This is a genomic window from Erwinia sp. JH02 (genome assembly GCF_013074405.1).
Lineage (GTDB): Bacteria > Pseudomonadota > Gammaproteobacteria > Enterobacterales > Enterobacteriaceae > Erwinia > Erwinia rhapontici.
In genome coordinates this window covers 140,255-156,664 of the sequence record NZ_JABANZ010000001.1, presented here as the reverse complement: position 1 = coordinate 156,664, position 16,410 = coordinate 140,255, and the positions used below count along the sequence as shown (strand labels likewise).

Below are 16,410 nucleotides of genomic sequence, written 5' to 3'. Positions count from 1 at the left end.
AAAATGACCGGGCGGGACTGAGGCCCACCCGGTCATACCACCAGGACGAATTATTCCGGAAGGAATAATTTACTGGAGTTTTATTCGCGTGATCGCATCGTCGCTGATCCCGAACTCTTCTTTGAGCTGTTTCTTACTTTTCATCACGATTTCCCCGCCTTTCGCGACACTCATATGTTGCGGGTTTTCATTGTGACGCGCCTGCCACAGCAAGACTAATTGTAAGCTGTTCTCTTTCTGCTCCGGCGTCAGTGCCACGCCATCAGCCCACTTGCCAGTCTCTACCGCCGTCACCAGTCGCTGATACACGTCTGGTGTCATACTGGCAATCATTTCATCCAGTTCCATCGCGACTCCTAGCCCTGAGTACTGTTGCCGTCTTCGTCAGTAAAACTCAACGAAGCGGAGTTGACGCAGAAGCGCTCACCCGTCGGCTGTGGGCCATCCGGGAACACATGACCAAGGTGAGAATCACAGCTTCCGCACCGGATTTCAATGCGTTGCATGCCATGAGTGTCATCTTCCAGATAGCGAATCGCATCATCACTGTAGGGCTCATAGAAGCTGGGCCAGCCGCAGCCTGAATCATATTTTGATCCGGACAGAAACAACGGTGCCTTGCAAACCAGGCAGTGATAAATGCCTTCGTGCTTGTTATGCAGCAATTTGCCGGAGTACGGCGGTTCTGTGCCGCGCTGCTGTGTCACGTAGCGCTGCATCTCGGTTAACACATTTTCGGGTGAGAAAGGTGTATCATCTTTAGCCATGTTAGACTCTCTGGCAGTGTTATTCTGAAATTATCGGCTAGTATTCTAACAAATACTTAACAAGAGCAGGTGAATTTTTCGTATCGGGTGCACAAGGTGATCCAGTCAGCGTTGAATTTGTGACGCAGATCACCCTTTGGATCCATCACCCCTTTATATCCGGGCAACTTGCCCCAAGATCAATGGTGTTCATGCGTCAAGAAATAGGTTTTGTGTTGAATAATTCCTGGTCGACAGTTTGATTTGTCGCAACAATTGACACGATTCCGCTTGACGCCTGGTATGGTTTTTGTAATTTTACAGCCAACCTTTTATTCACTATCAACAAGCTGGTGGAATATATGACTATCAAAGTAGGTATCAACGGTTTTGGCCGTATCGGTCGCATCGTTTTCCGTGCTGCTCAGGAACGTTCTGATGTAGAAATCGTTGCAATCAACGATCTGCTGGACGCAGAGTACATGGCTTACATGCTGAAATACGACTCAACTCACGGTCGTTTCAAAGGCACCGTGGAAGTCAAAGACGGCCATCTGGTTGTTAACGGCAAAACCATCCGTGTTACCGCTGAGCGTGACCCGGCTAACCTGAAGTGGGATGCAGTAGGCGTCGATGTGGTTGCAGAAGCGACCGGTATCTTCCTGACTGACGAAACTGCACGCAAACACATCGAAGCTGGCGCGAAGAAAGTTGTACTGACTGGCCCATCTAAAGATGACACCCCAATGTTCGTTATGGGTGTAAACCACAAGTCATATGCTGGCCAGGATATCGTTTCTAACGCGTCCTGTACCACCAACTGCCTGGCACCACTGGCTAAAGTGATCAACGACAACTTCGGTATCGTTGAAGCACTGATGACCACTGTTCACGCAACTACCGCGACTCAGAAAACCGTTGATGGCCCGTCTCACAAAGACTGGCGCGGCGGCCGCGGCGCATCTCAGAACATCATCCCTTCTTCTACCGGTGCTGCTAAAGCGGTAGGTAAAGTGATTCCTGAGCTGAACGGCAAACTGACCGGCATGGCGTTCCGCGTTCCTACTCCTAACGTTTCTGTTGTTGACCTGACTGCACGTCTGGCTAAACCAGCATCTTACAAAGAAATTTGTGCTGTGATTAAAGCGGCTGCCGAAGGCGAGATGAAAGGCGTTCTGGGTTACACCGAAGACGAAGTGGTTTCTACCGATTTCAACGGTGAAACACTGACTTCTATCTTCGATGCGAAAGCGGGTATCGCACTGAGCGACACTTTCGTTAAACTGGTTTCCTGGTACGATAACGAAACTGGTTACTCCAACAAGGTCCTGGACCTGGTTGCTCACATCGCTAAATAAGCGATGTGAATGAGACTGAGGGCGACGGAAGTCGCCCTTTTTTTATGGTTAAATTTCAGAAGGCTGACTCATGAACGAGAAACTCTTTTCACTGCCCGTGATTAACCAGATTACCCCTTACCTCTCTCAGCGTCAGGTTGGCGAATTACCCGTTGTCGTCGTGGCGCATCCTAAAGTGCGTGCTGCCGTGACGTTACAGGGTGCCCAGCTGATTGCCTGGCAACCTGCCGGTGAAAAACCGGTGATCTGGTTAAGCGATAAAACCGCCTGGAATGTGGGTAAAGCTATCCGCGGTGGTGTGCCGATCTGCTGGCCGTGGTTTGGCCCGGCTGGCGAACCTGCGCATGGCTTTGCCCGTATCCTGCCGTGGACGCTGACCGCTCACGATGAAAATGAAAACAGCGTGATGCTGACCTTCGAATTAAAAAGCAGTGAACAAACGAAGAAATTCTGGCCGCACGATTTTACGCTGTTTGCCCGTTTCCGCTTCAGCGATCGCTGTGAGATTGAACTGGAAGCCCACGGTGACTTCGATGCCACCGCCGCACTGCACAGCTACTTTGAAGTGGCTGACATCGCCGGTGTTGAAGTCAGCGGCCTAGGTCCGAGTTATATCGACAAGGTCAACAACGAAGTCACCGGCACCTCAGCGGAAGGTAAGCAAACCTACCCGCAACGCATTGACCGCATCTATACCCAACCGGCAGATTGCAGCGTGATTGACGATAAGACGGGTCAGCGTGTAATTGAGGTTTACCACCATCATCAAAGTGACGTTGTCACATGGAATCCCGGCGCGGAGCTGTCATGCAGTATGAGTGATATGGCTAACGAAGGTTTTAAGACCATGGTGTGCGTGGAAACGGCCCATGTCAGTCAGCCGATGAAAAGCGCGGGTGAACAACCTGCCCGCCTGGCGACCACCTTCCGGGTGCGCAGTAAGCGTTAAGAATAGACCGGAGTGACCCTTTTCGGGCCGCCCCTGCTCTGCCTGCCCCGGACTCAGACCACATCCAGCGGTTGCTTTGTTTCTGGCGGTGGGAATGCCTGATTGATCAGTGCCAGTTCCTCGCTGGTCAGTACCACCCCGAGCGCCGCAGCATTGTCATCAACATGCGCAATGCTGCTCGCTTTCGGGATCGCCATCACTCCTTCTTTACGGATCACCCACGCCAGCAGCAGCTGCGCCATGCTGATGCCCTTTTGTTGTGCAATTCGGGTCAGCGTCGGGTGACTCATCAGCTCTGTGCGTAATCGACCCGCCTGCGCCAGGGGGCAATAAGCCATCAGCGGCATCGCCAGCTGCTGACAGTCAGGCAGCAAATCATACTCAATTCCACGGGATGCCAGATGGTAAAGCACCTGGTTAGTAGCGCACTGCGCGCCGCCTTCTTCAGCAAGTAACTCGTGGAGATCATCGCTGTCAAAATTAGACACCCCCCAGCGGCGAATTTTTCCCTGTTGTTGCAGTGTTTGCATCGCACGTAACGTCTCTTCCAGCGGAATATTTCCCCGCCAGTGCAGAAGATAGAGATCGAGATAATCGGTGTTCAAGCGTGTCAGGCTGCGCTCACAGGCATCAACAGCATCCACCTCACTGGCATTCCACGGATAAACTTTGGAGACCAGATACGCCTGGTCACGACGCCCGCGCAAGGCCTCACCCACCACCCTTTCAGCGCCGCCATCGGCATACATCTCGGCGGTATCGATCAGCTTCAGACCCCGCTCCAGCCCGGCTTGCAAAGCAGCGACCTCCTGATGATGTTGAGCAGCGTCTTCCCCCATAAACCATGTACCCTGACCTATCGCAGGCAGCTCGGTGCCATCGGCAAACGTGACGACTCGGTTCATCTTTCTCTCCATGCACTTTTTTAGGGCGCCACCATGATAAAAAAGGGCGCAGAGCGCCCTTTTTTAGTGCAGAGTGATGGCATCAGAAGGTATAGCTTACCCCGGTCCACAACAACATCTGTGAATCTCTGTCCACCATCGGGCTGTCTTTAATTTCATCAGCAAGACGGCTGTAACGACCTGAAAGGGTCGCATTCCAGTTCTGACTGATGGCCCAGCCTGCGGTCAACTCAACGTACGGGCTCCAGCTGCTGTCCGGATCGTAACGATCCAGCCCGCTGCGGCGGGATTCCGCTGACGAGATACCATAATAATACCCGTTCTGGTTTGAGCTGTTCCATAACGCGCCGATACCCGGTGTCAGGTTAAACTGGCCGAATTCAAAGCGATACAGGTAGGTCAGGTCCCAGATAATGCCGTTACTGTTGTCCAGCATGTCACCCACCAGCGTGGTGCGCACGATGCCCCAGTCGGCTGAGTGACGATACGCCAGGCCACCCATCAGGGTCATATGGCGCTTATTCAGCGATTTCATATCCCCGTCATCGACATCATCCGGATCATAGTTCTGCGGCGAACCCAGGACGGTCAGAGACAGCTGGTCCTGCTGGTCTTTCCACAGGAAATACCCGGCCTGAAGGCTACGGATATAGAAGCTGTCGCCCTCATAATTGATGATGGGAACCGGATAGTAACGGTCCTGACCGCTTTTATAAGGGCTCTGGCTATAGAGCAGCGACGCGCCCAACGTTAACGGATTGGCTTGTGCGAGAGGCGCAGCAAAACAGACAGGTAAAAGTGCAGTAAGCGCTGTAAGTTTGAATTGGTTCACAATTTATTCAGTCCATTAATATAACAATCGGTCATTAGTCTAAACAGTATGGTCGTATTGAGTCATACATTTACATTATTAGTAGCACATATAATCAATAACCCGAAAGAATGCGGTTGCAGATGCCAGTTGTTGAGGTTTACAAAAACCCGTCAGCCCGCATCCACTAAGGGGATGGTATAGCTGGTTTATAACTTTGTTATTGAAATTTCATTGAAAATGCTCAGCAAATCAGGAAATTTCCTAAATGCGATCTACGCTTATTTATAAGACGCTAAATTCCAACGAGCAGAGTGACCAGCATTTTTGTGTTTCCCGATAAAAAAAGTCAGGTTGGCATAAGGGTTGCTGTACTCACTGTAAGTTCCTTCAGGGGCTGACCAAACTTAGGCTCCTGGTACCTGTGCTAAAAACGAAAGGACGGGCATCGCCATGAATATATTCGATCACTACCGTCAGCGCTATGAAGCTGCCAAGGACGAAGAGTTCACACTGCAGGAATTTCTTACGGTTTGCCGGCAAGATCGCAGTGCATACGCCAATGCGGCGGAACGACTGTTAATGGCTATTGGTGAGCCAGTAATGGTGGATACCGCGCTGGAGCCACGCCTTTCCCGCCTGTTCTCTAATCGTGTTGTTGCGCGCTATCCTGCATTCGAAGAGTTTTATGGTATGGAGGATGCGATTGAGCAAATCGTTTCCTACCTGAAACATGCGGCACAGGGCCTGGAAGAGAAAAAACAGATCCTGTATCTGCTGGGCCCGGTCGGTGGCGGGAAATCCTCTCTGGCCGAACGTCTGAAATCACTGATGCAGCGTGTGCCCATCTATGTGCTCACGGCAGATGGCGAACGCAGCCCGGTGAATGACCATCCGCTGTGCCTGTTTAATCCGCAGGAAGATGCCAACATTCTTGAAAAAGAATACGGCGTTCCACGTCGTTACCTTGGCACCATCATGTCGCCGTGGGCCGCCAAACGCCTGCACGATTTCGGTGGTGATATCACCCGCTTCAAGGTCGTGAAGGTCTGGCCGTCGATTCTTGAACAGGTCGCGATTGCCAAAACCGAACCTGGCGATGAAAACAACCAGGATATTTCGGCGCTGGTGGGTAAAGTGGATATCCGTAAACTGGAAAACCACGCGCAAAACGATCCTGATGCTTATGGTTATTCCGGAGCGTTATGCCGGGCGAACCAGGGGATTATGGAGTTCGTTGAAATGTTTAAAGCGCCTATCAAGGTGCTGCATCCGCTGCTGACGGCCACCCAGGAAGGGAACTATAACGGGACTGAAGGGATCTCTGCCCTGCCGTTTAACGGGATAATCCTCGCGCACTCCAACGAATCTGAGTGGGTGACATTCCGTAACAACAAGAATAACGAGGCGTTCCTTGACCGTGTTTACATTGTCAAAGTGCCTTACTGCCTGCGCGTGTCGGAAGAGATCAAAATCTACGACAAGCTGCTGGTTAACAGTGAACTGACCCACGCACCTTGCGCGCCGGGTACGCTGGAAACACTGGCTCGCTTCTCGATTCTGTCGCGCCTGAAAGAGCCGGAAAACTCCAGTACCTATTCGAAAATGCGCGTCTACGACGGTGAAAGCCTGAAGGATACCGATCCTAAGTCGAAATCCTACCAGGAATACCGCGATTACGCAGGTGTGGACGAAGGGATGAACGGGTTATCTACCCGCTTCGCCTTCAAAATTCTCTCCCGTGTGTTCAACTTCGACCATGCTGAGGTCGCAGCTAACCCGGTGCACCTGTTCTATGTACTGGAACAGCAGATCGATCGTGAGCAGTTCCCGCAGGAACAGGCTGAGAAATACCTTGAACACCTGAAAGGCTACCTGATCCCGAAATATGCCGAGTTTATTGGTAAAGAAATTCAGACGGCGTACCTGGAATCTTACTCTGAATATGGTCAGAACATCTTCGACCGCTATGTGACCTACGCTGACTTCTGGATTCAGGATCAGGAGTATCGTGATCCGGATACCGGGCAGTTGTTTGACCGTGAGTCCCTGAACGCAGAGCTGGAAAAAATTGAGAAGCCGGCCGGGATCAGTAACCCGAAAGACTTCCGTAATGAGATCGTCAACTTTGTTCTGCGCGCCCGTGCTCATAATAATGGCCGTAATCCGAACTGGACCAGCTATGAGAAGCTGCGCACCGTGATCGAGAAGAAAATGTTCTCGAACACCGAAGAGCTGCTCCCGGTCATTTCGTTTAACGCTAAAACATCCACCGACGAACAGAAAAAACACGACGATTTTGTCGACCGTATGATGGAAAAAGGCTACACCCGCAAACAGGTTCGCCTGCTGTGCGAATGGTATTTGCGCGTAAGAAAATCGTCCTGATTCGGAAGTCGCATCCAGACGGGTCAGGGCTGATGCCCTGACCCGTCTGGCAACACTGTTTGGGGGAGCTATGGCCTATTTTATCGATCGGCGTCTTAACGGTAAAAACAAAAGCGCGGTCAATCGTCAGCGCTTTTTGCGCCGCTATAAATCGCAAATCAAACAGTCGATCTCCGAGGCCATTAATAAGCGTTCGGTTACCGACGTTGAGAGCGGTGAATCCGTCTCTATTCCAATTGAAGATATTAACGAACCGAGTTTCCATCAGGGACGCGGCGGCCAGCGCCATCGTGTTCATCCAGGTAATGACCACTTCGTCCAGAATGACCGCGTGGAGCGCCCACAGGGCGGTGGCGGAGGGAGCGGCAGTGGTCAGGGTAATGCCGGAAAGGATGGTGAAGGCCAGGATGAGTTTGTCTTCAATATCTCGAAAGATGAATATCTCGATTTGCTGTTTGAAGATCTCGCATTGCCGAATCTGAAAAAGAATCAGCATCGTCAGCTCAATGAGTATAAAACCCACCGTGCGGGCTATACCGCTAACGGTGTACCGGCCAATATCAGCGTGGTGCGCTCATTACAAAATTCGCTGGCGCGGCGTACCGCCATGACGGCGGGGAAACGGCGTCTGCTGGCCGAACTGGAAGAATCGCTGTTGCTGGTTGAAAACAGTGAGCCGGCTCAGTTGCTGGAAGAAGACCGGCTGCGGAAAGAAATTGAAGAGCTGCGTGCCCGTATCAAACGCGTGCCCTTTATTGATACCTTTGACCTGCGCTATAAAAACTTCGAAAAACGCCCGGAGCCATCCAGCCAGGCCGTGATGTTCTGTCTGATGGACGTGTCGGGTTCAATGGACCAGGCCACTAAAGATATGGCTAAACGTTTTTATATTCTGCTGTATCTGTTCCTCAGCAGGACCTATAAAAACGTCGATGTGGTGTATATACGTCACCACACTCAGGCAAAAGAAGTCGATGAGCAGGAATTTTTCTACTCACAGGAAACAGGTGGGACGATCGTGTCCAGCGCACTAAAACTGATGGATGAAGTCGTGAAAGAACGTTACGACCCGACCCAGTGGAATATCTATGCCGCACAGGCTTCCGATGGCGATAACTGGGCCGACGACTCACCGCTGTGTCACGAAATCCTGGCAAAAAATATTCTGCCCGTGGTGCGTTACTACAGCTATATCGAAATCACCCGGCGCGCTCACCAGACCTTGTGGCGTGAATATGAACATCTGCAATCGACCTTCGATAACTTTGCCATACAGCACATCCGTGAACCGGAAGATATCTATCCGGTGTTCCGTGCTCTGTTCCACAAACAGGCAGAAGAGAATTACTGATGTCTGTCCTCAGCCGACGTCTGCCGTCGGCTGAGAAATTTTGTATATAGTCCATTCCCCGCTTTTAACCCGTGTCATACTGCCCTCCTGCCAGGCTTTTATCTGGCTTTCACGCCTTTTTTTCGAGTCTGCATCGCTAATGCGTCAAATAAAGCCCATTTTGGTCGCACTCAGCGGCATTTACTTCTGGCTGTTTTGCGATATTTTATTCTGACTGACCTTTTCTTCTGTCCGTAAATGAATTGCGTACAGATTTTGTACCCTTCACACCGTGAAGTGGTTTTTTACTCATCACAGGAGAGATGCCCATTGGAAGCCAGCGCGATTTATAGTTTGTTCATTATTGGTTCTGTGCTGGTTGCGTCGAGCATTTTACTCAGCTCTTTTTCATCGAAACTGGGTATCCCGATTCTGGTTATCTTCCTGGCGCTCGGTATGCTGGCGGGTGTGGACGGTATTGGGGGGATCGCCTTTGACAACTACCCCGCGGCCTATCTGATCAGTAACCTGGCACTGGCAGTGATCCTGCTGGATGGCGGTATGCGCACCCAGGCCAGTTCGTTTAAAGTGGCGCTCGGTCCGGCGCTGTCGCTGGCAACGGTGGGCGTACTGATCACCGCGGGACTGACAGGTCTTGCCGCCGCCTGGCTGTTTGATCTCAACCTGATGAACGGTTTTCTGGTGGGGGCCATTATCGGTTCCACCGATGCCGCTGCGGTGTTTTCACTGCTGGGCGGTAAAGGCCTGAATGAGCGCGTCAGCGCCACGCTGGAAATTGAGTCCGGCAGTAACGACCCCATGGCCGTATTCCTGACCATCACCCTGATTGAGATGATTCAGCAGGGCCAGAGCGGATTAAGCTGGATGTTTGTGGTGCACCTGGTGCAGCAGTTTGGACTGGGCATTGTGCTTGGGCTCGGCGGCGGCTGGGCCTTACTGCAATTGATTAACCGTGTCTCTCTGGCCAGCGGTCTCTATCCACTGCTTGCCGTCAGCGGAGGCATTCTGGTCTTCGCCCTCACCACCGTTCTGGAAGGCAGTGGCATCCTCGCCGTCTACCTGTGCGGCTTTGTGCTCGGTAACCGCCCTATTCGCAACCGTCATGGCATTTTGCAAACCTTTGACGGCATGGCGTGGCTAAGTCAGATCGGCATGTTCCTTGTGCTCGGCCTGCTGGTCAATCCCATCGATCTCTGGCACATCGCTATTCCGGCCACGTTGTTATCACTCTGCCTGATTCTGGTCGCACGCCCGCTGTCGATAATGATTGGGCTGTTGCCGTTTCGCGGTTTCAATATTCGTGAAAGGATTTTTATTAGCTGGGTCGGGCTCAGAGGTGCAGTGCCGATTATTCTGGCCGTCTTCCCGATGATGGCCGGGCTGCCACATGCCTCCCTGTTCTTTAACATTGCTTTCTTTGTGGTGCTGGTGTCACTGATGGTTCAGGGCACGTCACTGGGCTGGGCAGCACGCAAAGCCAGGGTTGTCGTTCCGCCGATGGCTTCGCCTATTTCCCGCATCGGTCTGGATATTCACCCGGAGAATCCCTGGGAGCAGTTTGTTTATCAGCTCAGTGCCGACAAATGGTGTGTGGGTGCCGCGCTGCGTGACCTCAGAATGCCGCGAGAAACGCGTATTGCCGCGTTGTTCCGCGATAACCTGCTGTTACACCCGTCCGGCAGCACCCGCCTGAGAGAGAATGATGTGCTGTGCGTCATTGGCCGTGAGCGTGACCTGCCCGCACTCGGCAAGCTGTTCAGCCAGTCCCCGCCGGTGTCGCTGGATCAACGCTTCTTTGGTGACTTCATTTTGCAAGCCGATGCGCGCTTGCACGATGTCTCCGAGATTTACGGTATTGAACTGGATGCGGGCTCTGATACTCAGCAAACGCTGGGACAGCTGGTGCTGGGGATGATTGGCGGCGCACCCGTGGTCGGTGACCAGGTGGAATGGAAAAACATGGTCTGGACCGTGGCTGAGAAAGAGGCTAACGAGATCGTCAAAATCGGCGTCAGGGTTCAGGAAGAAAGGGAATAATTTTTCCTGATTTCATTCAGAACACGAATCCCACTCCACAAGATTTATCTGAAACCGTCATATTTAACCCTGGCGGTTTCAGATTCATCAAATAGTGATTTTTTGTTTATCGTATTGTCATATTTTTTATTTATATCTTTCATTTAGCATCAAAGCTTAAGATTAATCCCCTGTTTGATTTTTCATCTTCTTTTAGGATTATCCCGTATTAACTAACTCAAATAACTCCTGCATACTTATCACTTCATTATGTGACGGATATAGCGTGGTTATCTCATCTCCCACCGCTCCGCTGCCCTGAACACAGTTACGATAATGGCAATACCGACGTCAGTCTGATAAACCCAGAAGGTTTACTAAAGAGACTCCTGGACGCGTGCTTTATCCTCGTCAGGTCATTGATTTCTCATGATAAGAGAGCAGGCATTATGGCAAGTACTCTGGTACTGAATGAAAGTCGCCGGACATTCAGCGGCACACGAAAAAACATTATTGCGAAAGTTGCGTTAAGTTTCTCAGATTTACTCTCCATCAATCTGGCACTGTTTTTATCCGCAGCGACGCTGCAGGGTATTTGGGGTAATCTGGATATTTTTATCCCGCCGCAAGAAGTTGAAGTCCGCTTTATCGCGCAATTCATTATGTCAGTATTATGTACCGCATGGTTCTGGATGCGCCTGCGCCACTATACCTACCGCAAACCCTTCTGGTTTGAATTAAAAGACATTATTAAAACGCTGGTGATCTTTTCACTGTTAGACCTGGCACTGATTGCGTTTTCCAAATGGGATTTCTCCCGCATGCTCTGGAGTTTCACCTGGCTGTATGCCTTGATTCTGGTGCCTCTCCTGCGCTCATGCGTTAAGAATGCCATCCTGAAAGCGGGACAGTGGCAGAAACACACCATCATCATTGGTTCCGGTAAAAATGCCCGTGAAGCCTATGCCGCGCTGCAAAGCGAAGAGCTGCTGGGCTACGACGTGAAAGCCTTCGTTGCCCCGAGCGGTGAAAAGAACGGCGCTGATAGTTTCAATGGCATCCCGGTGATCACACACAAAGATATTGTCTGGGAGACTGTCGACCTCGATAACACCCAGTTTATTGTAGCGATGGAGAACGACCAGCGCGCCATTCGCGATAAATGGCTGAAACTGCTGTCGAAGAAAAAGTGCCGCTCAGTCTCCGTGGTGCCAACGCTACGTGGCGTGCCGCTGTACGGTACGGATATGTCCTTTATCTTTAGCCATGAAGTGATGCTGCTGCGCGTCAGCAATAATCTGGCGAAGCGCTCTTCACGCTTCCTCAAGCGCACCTTTGACGTTGTGGTGGCCTCACTGCTGTTGCTGTTCCTTGCTCCGGCATTTGGTTTGATCTGCTGGATGGTCAGCCGTGATGGCGGCAGCCCGATCTACGGTCACGAGCGTGTTGGTCAGGATGGGAAGAAGTTTAAATGCCTGAAATTCCGTTCGATGGTGATGAACTCGAAGGAAGTGTTGGAAACCCTGTTGGCCACCAGTGAAGAAGCACGCGCAGAGTGGGACAAAGACTTTAAACTGAAGAACGATCCCCGTGTCACCAAAATTGGCTCATTTCTGCGTAAGACCAGCCTGGATGAACTGCCGCAGCTGTGGAACGTCATTCGTGGTGAGATGAGTCTGGTGGGCCCACGTCCGGTGATTGAAGCAGAACTGGAGCGTTATGCCGGTGACGTGGATTACTACCTGATGGCTAAACCGGGTATGACAGGACTGTGGCAGGTGAGCGGTCGTAACGATATCGACTATGACACCCGTGTTTACTTCGACTCCTGGTATGTCAAAAACTGGGCGTTGTGGACCGATATCGCCATTCTGTTCAAAACAGCCGGTGTGGTACTGCGCCGCGACGGCGCGTACTAACCTGAGCTGAACAGTGCCAGCCATCGTCATTGCCGGCATCCGGCAATGACGATGGCCACATCCCCGAGCGCTTTTATCACTTTCTCCTTTTCTTTTCCCTCTGTTATCTCTACCCTGTCCGGCTTGCTTTAATCTGGACGCCACACCTGCTATGCAAAAATTTACGCTACTGTTACTCAGCCTGGTGCTGCTTGCACCGTTAGGCATTGACCTCTATTTGCCCACGCTGCCCGATATTGCTCTCGGTCTGAATACGCCCGTTTCTGCCATCCAGACAACGATCCCTTTGTTTTTACTGGTGATGGGCCTGGGGCAAATTATCGCCGGACCGCTGGTGGATAATCTGGGCCGTAAACCCATCGCGCTGATTGGTCTTCTGCTGTATGTCACCGGAAGCATCCTGGCCGCCACCGCCACCGGCTGGCCGCAGTTCCTCAGCGCCCGTGTCATTCAGGGCTGTGCCGTGTGCTGTACCGCCGTCGTGGCGTTCAGCGGCGTACGCGACCGTCTTAATGGTGAAGAAGCGGCGCGTGCTTATGGATTCTTAAACGGCGCGTTAAATATCGTCCCGGCCCTGGCACCGATGCTGGGTGGCTTCCTGGCCGATGCATTTGGCTGGCGGGCAAACTTTTGGTTCCTGACCGGTTATGCGCTGTTTATTGCCGTACTGGTGATGCTGTTCCTGCCGGAAACCCGCCCTGCTGATACGCAAAAGGTGAAAGGTTTACCCGTGCGTCAGTACTGGCAAATTCTGCGTCAGCCGCGTTTCCTCGCCTTTGCTTTTGCCAACGCGGGCGCACTGGGTATGGTGCTGACCTATGTTTCTCTGGCTCCGCAGGTTTTGATGACCGAAGGCAAACTCAGCGCACTGCAATTCTCCATCGCGTTTGGTGCTAACGGCTTCTGGATTATGCTGGTCAGCGTGCTGGTGAATAAGATGATCCGAAAACTGGGTCGCCCGATTTGTCTGGCAATTGGCGCACTGGCGATGACGATTGGTGCGATAACGTTAATGGGCGGCGTGATGCTGTTCCCGGCGGCCATGCAGACACACTGGGCGCTGTATATGCTGCCCGTTGCTATCTCCGTTGCCGGACTGGCCTTCACCGTGGGACCTGCAACCAGCTACGCCCTGGAGCCTTATCAGCAGCAGGCCGGTGTCGCCTCTGCACTGGCAGGTTTTATTCAGATGGCGGGAGGATCGTCGGCGGGTCTGTTAGTGATGGCGCTACCGATTGCGGAGAAATCCGCGCTGGCACTGATGATGGCGGCCGGTGCGCTGCTGGCACTGACCGCCTGGCGTATCAGTAAAAATGTGCGCGGTACGCTGACCTCGCTCTAAGATTATTCAACGATCACCGGCACCCGGGGGGCGAGCGCGCACATCAGCTCATAGCCAACGGTGCCGGCGGCGGCGGCCACATCATCAATTTTGACGTTGTTGCCCCACAGCTCAACCTGGCTGCCTATGCCCGCCTGAGGGCACGGGGTTAAATCGACAGTGATCATATCCATTGAGACCCGCCCGACCGTCTGCGTCATCACACCATCAACCAAAATCGGCGTTCCGGTCGGCGCATGACGGGGATAACCATCAGCATAGCCGCAAGCTACCACTCCGATACGCTGTTCACCTGATGCACGGTACTGGCCGCCGTATCCCACAGCAGAACCCGCCGTCAGATGCTGAATGCCGATCACTTCGCTGGTCAATGTCATCACGGGTTGCAAACCACTGCTGGCAATGTCCTGCCACTGGCCGCTGGGGGATGCGCCATACAGGATAATACCGGGGCGTACCCAGTCATGATGCGTTTGCGGATGCCACAACGTAGCCGCGGAGTTCGCCAGCGAACGCGCACAATTCAGCCCTTCAGCCGCCTGCTCAATGCGCTGCAAGGGTCCGGCAATACCTTCACTGGTTTCAGCGTCAGCAAAGTGGGCCATCAGCGTCATTTCACCAACGTTATCCAGGGAACGTAATTTTTGCCACGCGTTATGCACCTGATCGGGCTGGAAGCCCAGTCGGTTCATACCGCTGTTCATTTTGAGATAAATATCCAGTGGCGCCGAGAGCCTGGCTTTTGCCAGCGCCTGAATTTGCCAGTTACTGTGAACGCTGGTGGTCAGGCGATACTGGTCAATAATCGCCAGTTCATCCTGATGGAAGAAGCCCTCCAGCAGCAGGATCGGTTTTTTCCAGCCCTGTTCGCGTAACAGAATAGCCTCTTCCAGGTTGAGCAAGGCGAAACCATCCGTTTCCACCAGACTCTGCCAGACTCGCGCAATACCGTGTCCGTAGGCATTCGCCTTCACGACTGACCACAGGCGCGAACCACCCGCCGCCTGGCGCGCTACTGCCAGATTTTGCCTCAGCGCAGCGAGATTAATCGTTGCGAGAATAGGACGAGACATACTCTCTCCTTGTAAAAAAATACGATGAGTTAGCGAACATTGGCACTGTGCAGTGAGCGAGCCGGCGCCGGAATAAAACCTGGCAGATAGCGCATGACAGACAGATCGTCAGCGGAAATCGCGGGTGTCACACCGCTAATAATATCCGCAAGAAGCTGCCCTGAACCACAGGCCATTGTCCAGCCAAGAGTACCATGTCCGGTATTAAGGAACAGGTTTTTCAACGGGGTACGACCTACAATTGGCGTGCCGTCGGGTGTCATTGGGCGTAAACCACTCCAGAAAACCGACTGCTCAATATACCCACCTTGCGGGAAGAGATCGCCGACAACCATTTCCAGCGTGCGACGGCGTGCCGGTAACAGTTTGGTGTTAAATCCGACAATTTCTGCCATTCCCCCCACACGAATACGATCGTCAAAACGGGTGATCGCCACTTTATAGGTTTCATCCAGCACCGTTGAAATCGGTGCCGCAGCCGCATCTTTGATCGGTATCGTCAGTGAATACCCTTTTAGGGGGTAAACAGGCACCTTAACAATATCCTCTAACAGCGCCGTCGAGAATGACCCGAATGCCACCACATAAGCATCCGCAGTCACCATCTCGCCGCCACATTTGACGCCGCTGATGCGATTACCATCCTGTACCAGAGCATCGACAGAGGTATTGAAACGGAAGGTGACTCCCGCGTCTGCCGCCATCGCCGCCAGACGCTGGGTAAACAACTGGCAATCACCGGTTTCATCATTGGGCAAGCGTAAACCGCCCGTCAACTTGTGCTGGGTTGCCGCCAGTGCCGGTTCTGCCTGCAACAGCTGCGTGGCCTCCAGCAGCTCGTAGGGGACTCCGGCTTCTTTCAGGACCGCGATATCCTTCGCTGCACTGTCAAACTGCTGCGCGGTGCGGAATAACTGCAATGTTCCTCCCTGACGCCCTTCATAGGCAATGCCCGTTTCCTGGCGCAATGCTTTAAGGCAGTCACGGCTGTATTCCGCAATTCGCACCATGCGGCTTTTATTCTGCTGGTAATGGCGCATATCGCAGTTACGCAACATCTGCCACATCCATTCCAACTGGAAGCGGCTGCCATCAAGGCGGATCGCGAGTGGAGCATGGCGCTGGAACATCCATTTTACGGCTTTAAACGGCACACCCGGTGCCGCCCAGGGGGCGGCATATCCGGGTGATATCTGCCCTGCATTCGCCGCACTGGTTTCCAGTGCTACTGCGGGCTGACGATCGATTACCGTCACCTCATGTCCGGCCTGTGCCAGATACCACGCACTTGCCACACCCACCACGCCACTACCCAGAATGACAACTCGCATACCCACCTCATAGAGACACATTATAGAATTATGCACTGGACATTCGACATCAACATGGATGAAAACACCAGTGATAACACTCACATTACGCTGACATATTTCACATCTTTTTTACCCTCCAGGTAAATAAAAACAAGATGCCCAGCTTAATTCAGTCAAAACCTCTGGTTTAATACATTAAGTAGCAGATAATAATTTAATCACAGCATATATGTGCAAAC

General features: G+C 52.4%; 13 protein-coding genes. 7 read left to right on the top strand and 6 right to left on the bottom strand.

What is annotated here, in order from left to right; all coding sequences use genetic code 11:
* Positions 1-69: 69 nt before the first annotated feature.
* The gene (locus HHI26_RS00705; RefSeq protein WP_133841861.1) at positions 70-348 is read right to left on the bottom strand and encodes a DUF1315 family protein; all 279 of its coding nucleotides are present in this window, start codon (positions 346-348) and stop codon (positions 70-72) included.
* A gap of 8 nt (positions 349-356) precedes the next feature.
* On the bottom strand, positions 357-767 hold the full coding sequence (gene msrB / locus HHI26_RS00700) for a peptide-methionine (R)-S-oxide reductase MsrB (RefSeq protein ID WP_171148405.1): 411 nt from the start codon (positions 765-767) through the stop codon (positions 357-359).
* A 341-nt stretch (positions 768-1,108) separates the two neighbouring features.
* Here msrB and gapA point away from each other — a divergent pair, with 341 nt between their 5' ends.
* The gene (gene gapA / locus HHI26_RS00695) at positions 1,109-2,104 is read left to right on the top strand and encodes a glyceraldehyde-3-phosphate dehydrogenase (RefSeq protein ID WP_166653688.1); all 996 of its coding nucleotides are present in this window, start codon (positions 1,109-1,111) and stop codon (positions 2,102-2,104) included.
* Between the two features lie 70 nt (positions 2,105-2,174).
* A complete protein-coding gene (locus tag HHI26_RS00690; RefSeq protein ID WP_171148404.1) occupies positions 2,175-3,053 on the top strand; it encodes a D-hexose-6-phosphate mutarotase in 879 nt (292 codons plus the stop codon).
* 53 nt (positions 3,054-3,106) lie between these two features.
* Here HHI26_RS00690 and HHI26_RS00685 read toward each other — a convergent pair whose 3' ends face one another.
* Both HHI26_RS00685 and HHI26_RS00680 read right to left on the bottom strand, forming a co-directional pair.
* Positions 3,107-3,958 (bottom strand): aldo/keto reductase, encoded by an 852-nt coding sequence (locus HHI26_RS00685; protein ID WP_133841857.1) that lies wholly within the window; start codon positions 3,956-3,958, stop codon positions 3,107-3,109.
* Positions 3,959-4,040: 82 nt separating this feature from the next.
* Positions 4,041-4,790, bottom strand: a complete 750-nt coding sequence (locus HHI26_RS00680) for a MipA/OmpV family protein (RefSeq protein ID WP_133841856.1) — start codon at positions 4,788-4,790, stop codon at positions 4,041-4,043.
* A 432-nt stretch (positions 4,791-5,222) separates the two neighbouring features.
* Between HHI26_RS00680 and yeaG the strand changes: the two genes are divergently transcribed.
* The 5 genes from yeaG to HHI26_RS00655 all read left to right on the top strand — a co-directional run bounded on the left by yeaG (position 5,223) and on the right by HHI26_RS00655 (position 13,785).
* Entirely contained in the window at positions 5,223-7,157 is a 1,935-nt protein-coding gene (gene yeaG / locus HHI26_RS00675; protein ID WP_133841855.1) for a protein kinase YeaG, read from the top strand.
* Positions 7,158-7,227: 70 nt separating this feature from the next.
* Complete coding sequence (locus HHI26_RS00670; protein ID WP_133841854.1) at positions 7,228-8,508, top strand: YeaH/YhbH family protein; 1,281 nt, start codon at positions 7,228-7,230, stop codon at positions 8,506-8,508.
* 309 nt (positions 8,509-8,817) lie between these two features.
* Positions 8,818-10,545 (top strand): potassium/proton antiporter, encoded by a 1,728-nt coding sequence (locus HHI26_RS00665; RefSeq protein ID WP_133841853.1) that lies wholly within the window; start codon positions 8,818-8,820, stop codon positions 10,543-10,545.
* A 428-nt stretch (positions 10,546-10,973) separates the two neighbouring features.
* Complete coding sequence (gene wbaP / locus HHI26_RS00660; protein WP_133841852.1) at positions 10,974-12,443, top strand: undecaprenyl-phosphate galactose phosphotransferase WbaP; 1,470 nt, start codon at positions 10,974-10,976, stop codon at positions 12,441-12,443.
* Between the two features lie 151 nt (positions 12,444-12,594).
* A complete protein-coding gene (locus HHI26_RS00655; RefSeq protein ID WP_159336545.1) occupies positions 12,595-13,785 on the top strand; it encodes a multidrug effflux MFS transporter in 1,191 nt (396 codons plus the stop codon).
* A 2-nt stretch (positions 13,786-13,787) separates the two neighbouring features.
* On the opposite strand, the gene dadX is transcribed toward HHI26_RS00655, so the two are convergent.
* Both dadX and HHI26_RS00645 read right to left on the bottom strand, forming a co-directional pair.
* Positions 13,788-14,858, bottom strand: a complete 1,071-nt coding sequence (gene dadX, locus HHI26_RS00650; protein WP_171148402.1) for a catabolic alanine racemase DadX — start codon at positions 14,856-14,858, stop codon at positions 13,788-13,790.
* Between the two features lie 29 nt (positions 14,859-14,887).
* Positions 14,888-16,189 carry a D-amino acid dehydrogenase gene (locus HHI26_RS00645; protein ID WP_133841849.1) on the bottom strand — a complete coding sequence of 434 codons (1,302 nt, stop codon included), beginning with the start codon at positions 16,187-16,189 and terminating at the stop codon, positions 14,888-14,890.
* Between the last annotated feature and the right edge of the window lie 221 nt (positions 16,190-16,410).

What these genes read in the sequence shown, in the direction of transcription:
- HHI26_RS00705 (WP_133841861.1), bottom strand. Translation starts at nt 348, where the DNA reads ATGGAACTGGATGAAATGATTGCCAGTATGACACCAGACGTGTATCAG.
- dadX (WP_171148402.1), bottom strand. Translation starts at nt 14,858, where the DNA reads ATGTCTCGTCCTATTCTCGCAACGATTAATCTCGCTGCGCTGAGGCAA.
- HHI26_RS00655 (WP_159336545.1), top strand. Translation starts at nt 12,595, where the DNA reads ATGCAAAAATTTACGCTACTGTTACTCAGCCTGGTGCTGCTTGCACCG.
- HHI26_RS00685 (WP_133841857.1), bottom strand. Translation starts at nt 3,958, where the DNA reads ATGAACCGAGTCGTCACGTTTGCCGATGGCACCGAGCTGCCTGCGATA.
- wbaP (WP_133841852.1), top strand. Translation starts at nt 10,974, where the DNA reads ATGGCAAGTACTCTGGTACTGAATGAAAGTCGCCGGACATTCAGCGGC.
- HHI26_RS00645 (WP_133841849.1), bottom strand. Translation starts at nt 16,189, where the DNA reads ATGCGAGTTGTCATTCTGGGTAGTGGCGTGGTGGGTGTGGCAAGTGCG.
- msrB (WP_171148405.1), bottom strand. Translation starts at nt 767, where the DNA reads ATGGCTAAAGATGATACACCTTTCTCACCCGAAAATGTGTTAACCGAG.
- yeaG (WP_133841855.1), top strand. Translation starts at nt 5,223, where the DNA reads ATGAATATATTCGATCACTACCGTCAGCGCTATGAAGCTGCCAAGGAC.
- HHI26_RS00690 (WP_171148404.1), top strand. Translation starts at nt 2,175, where the DNA reads ATGAACGAGAAACTCTTTTCACTGCCCGTGATTAACCAGATTACCCCT.
- HHI26_RS00670 (WP_133841854.1), top strand. Translation starts at nt 7,228, where the DNA reads ATGGCCTATTTTATCGATCGGCGTCTTAACGGTAAAAACAAAAGCGCG.
- gapA (WP_166653688.1), top strand. Translation starts at nt 1,109, where the DNA reads ATGACTATCAAAGTAGGTATCAACGGTTTTGGCCGTATCGGTCGCATC.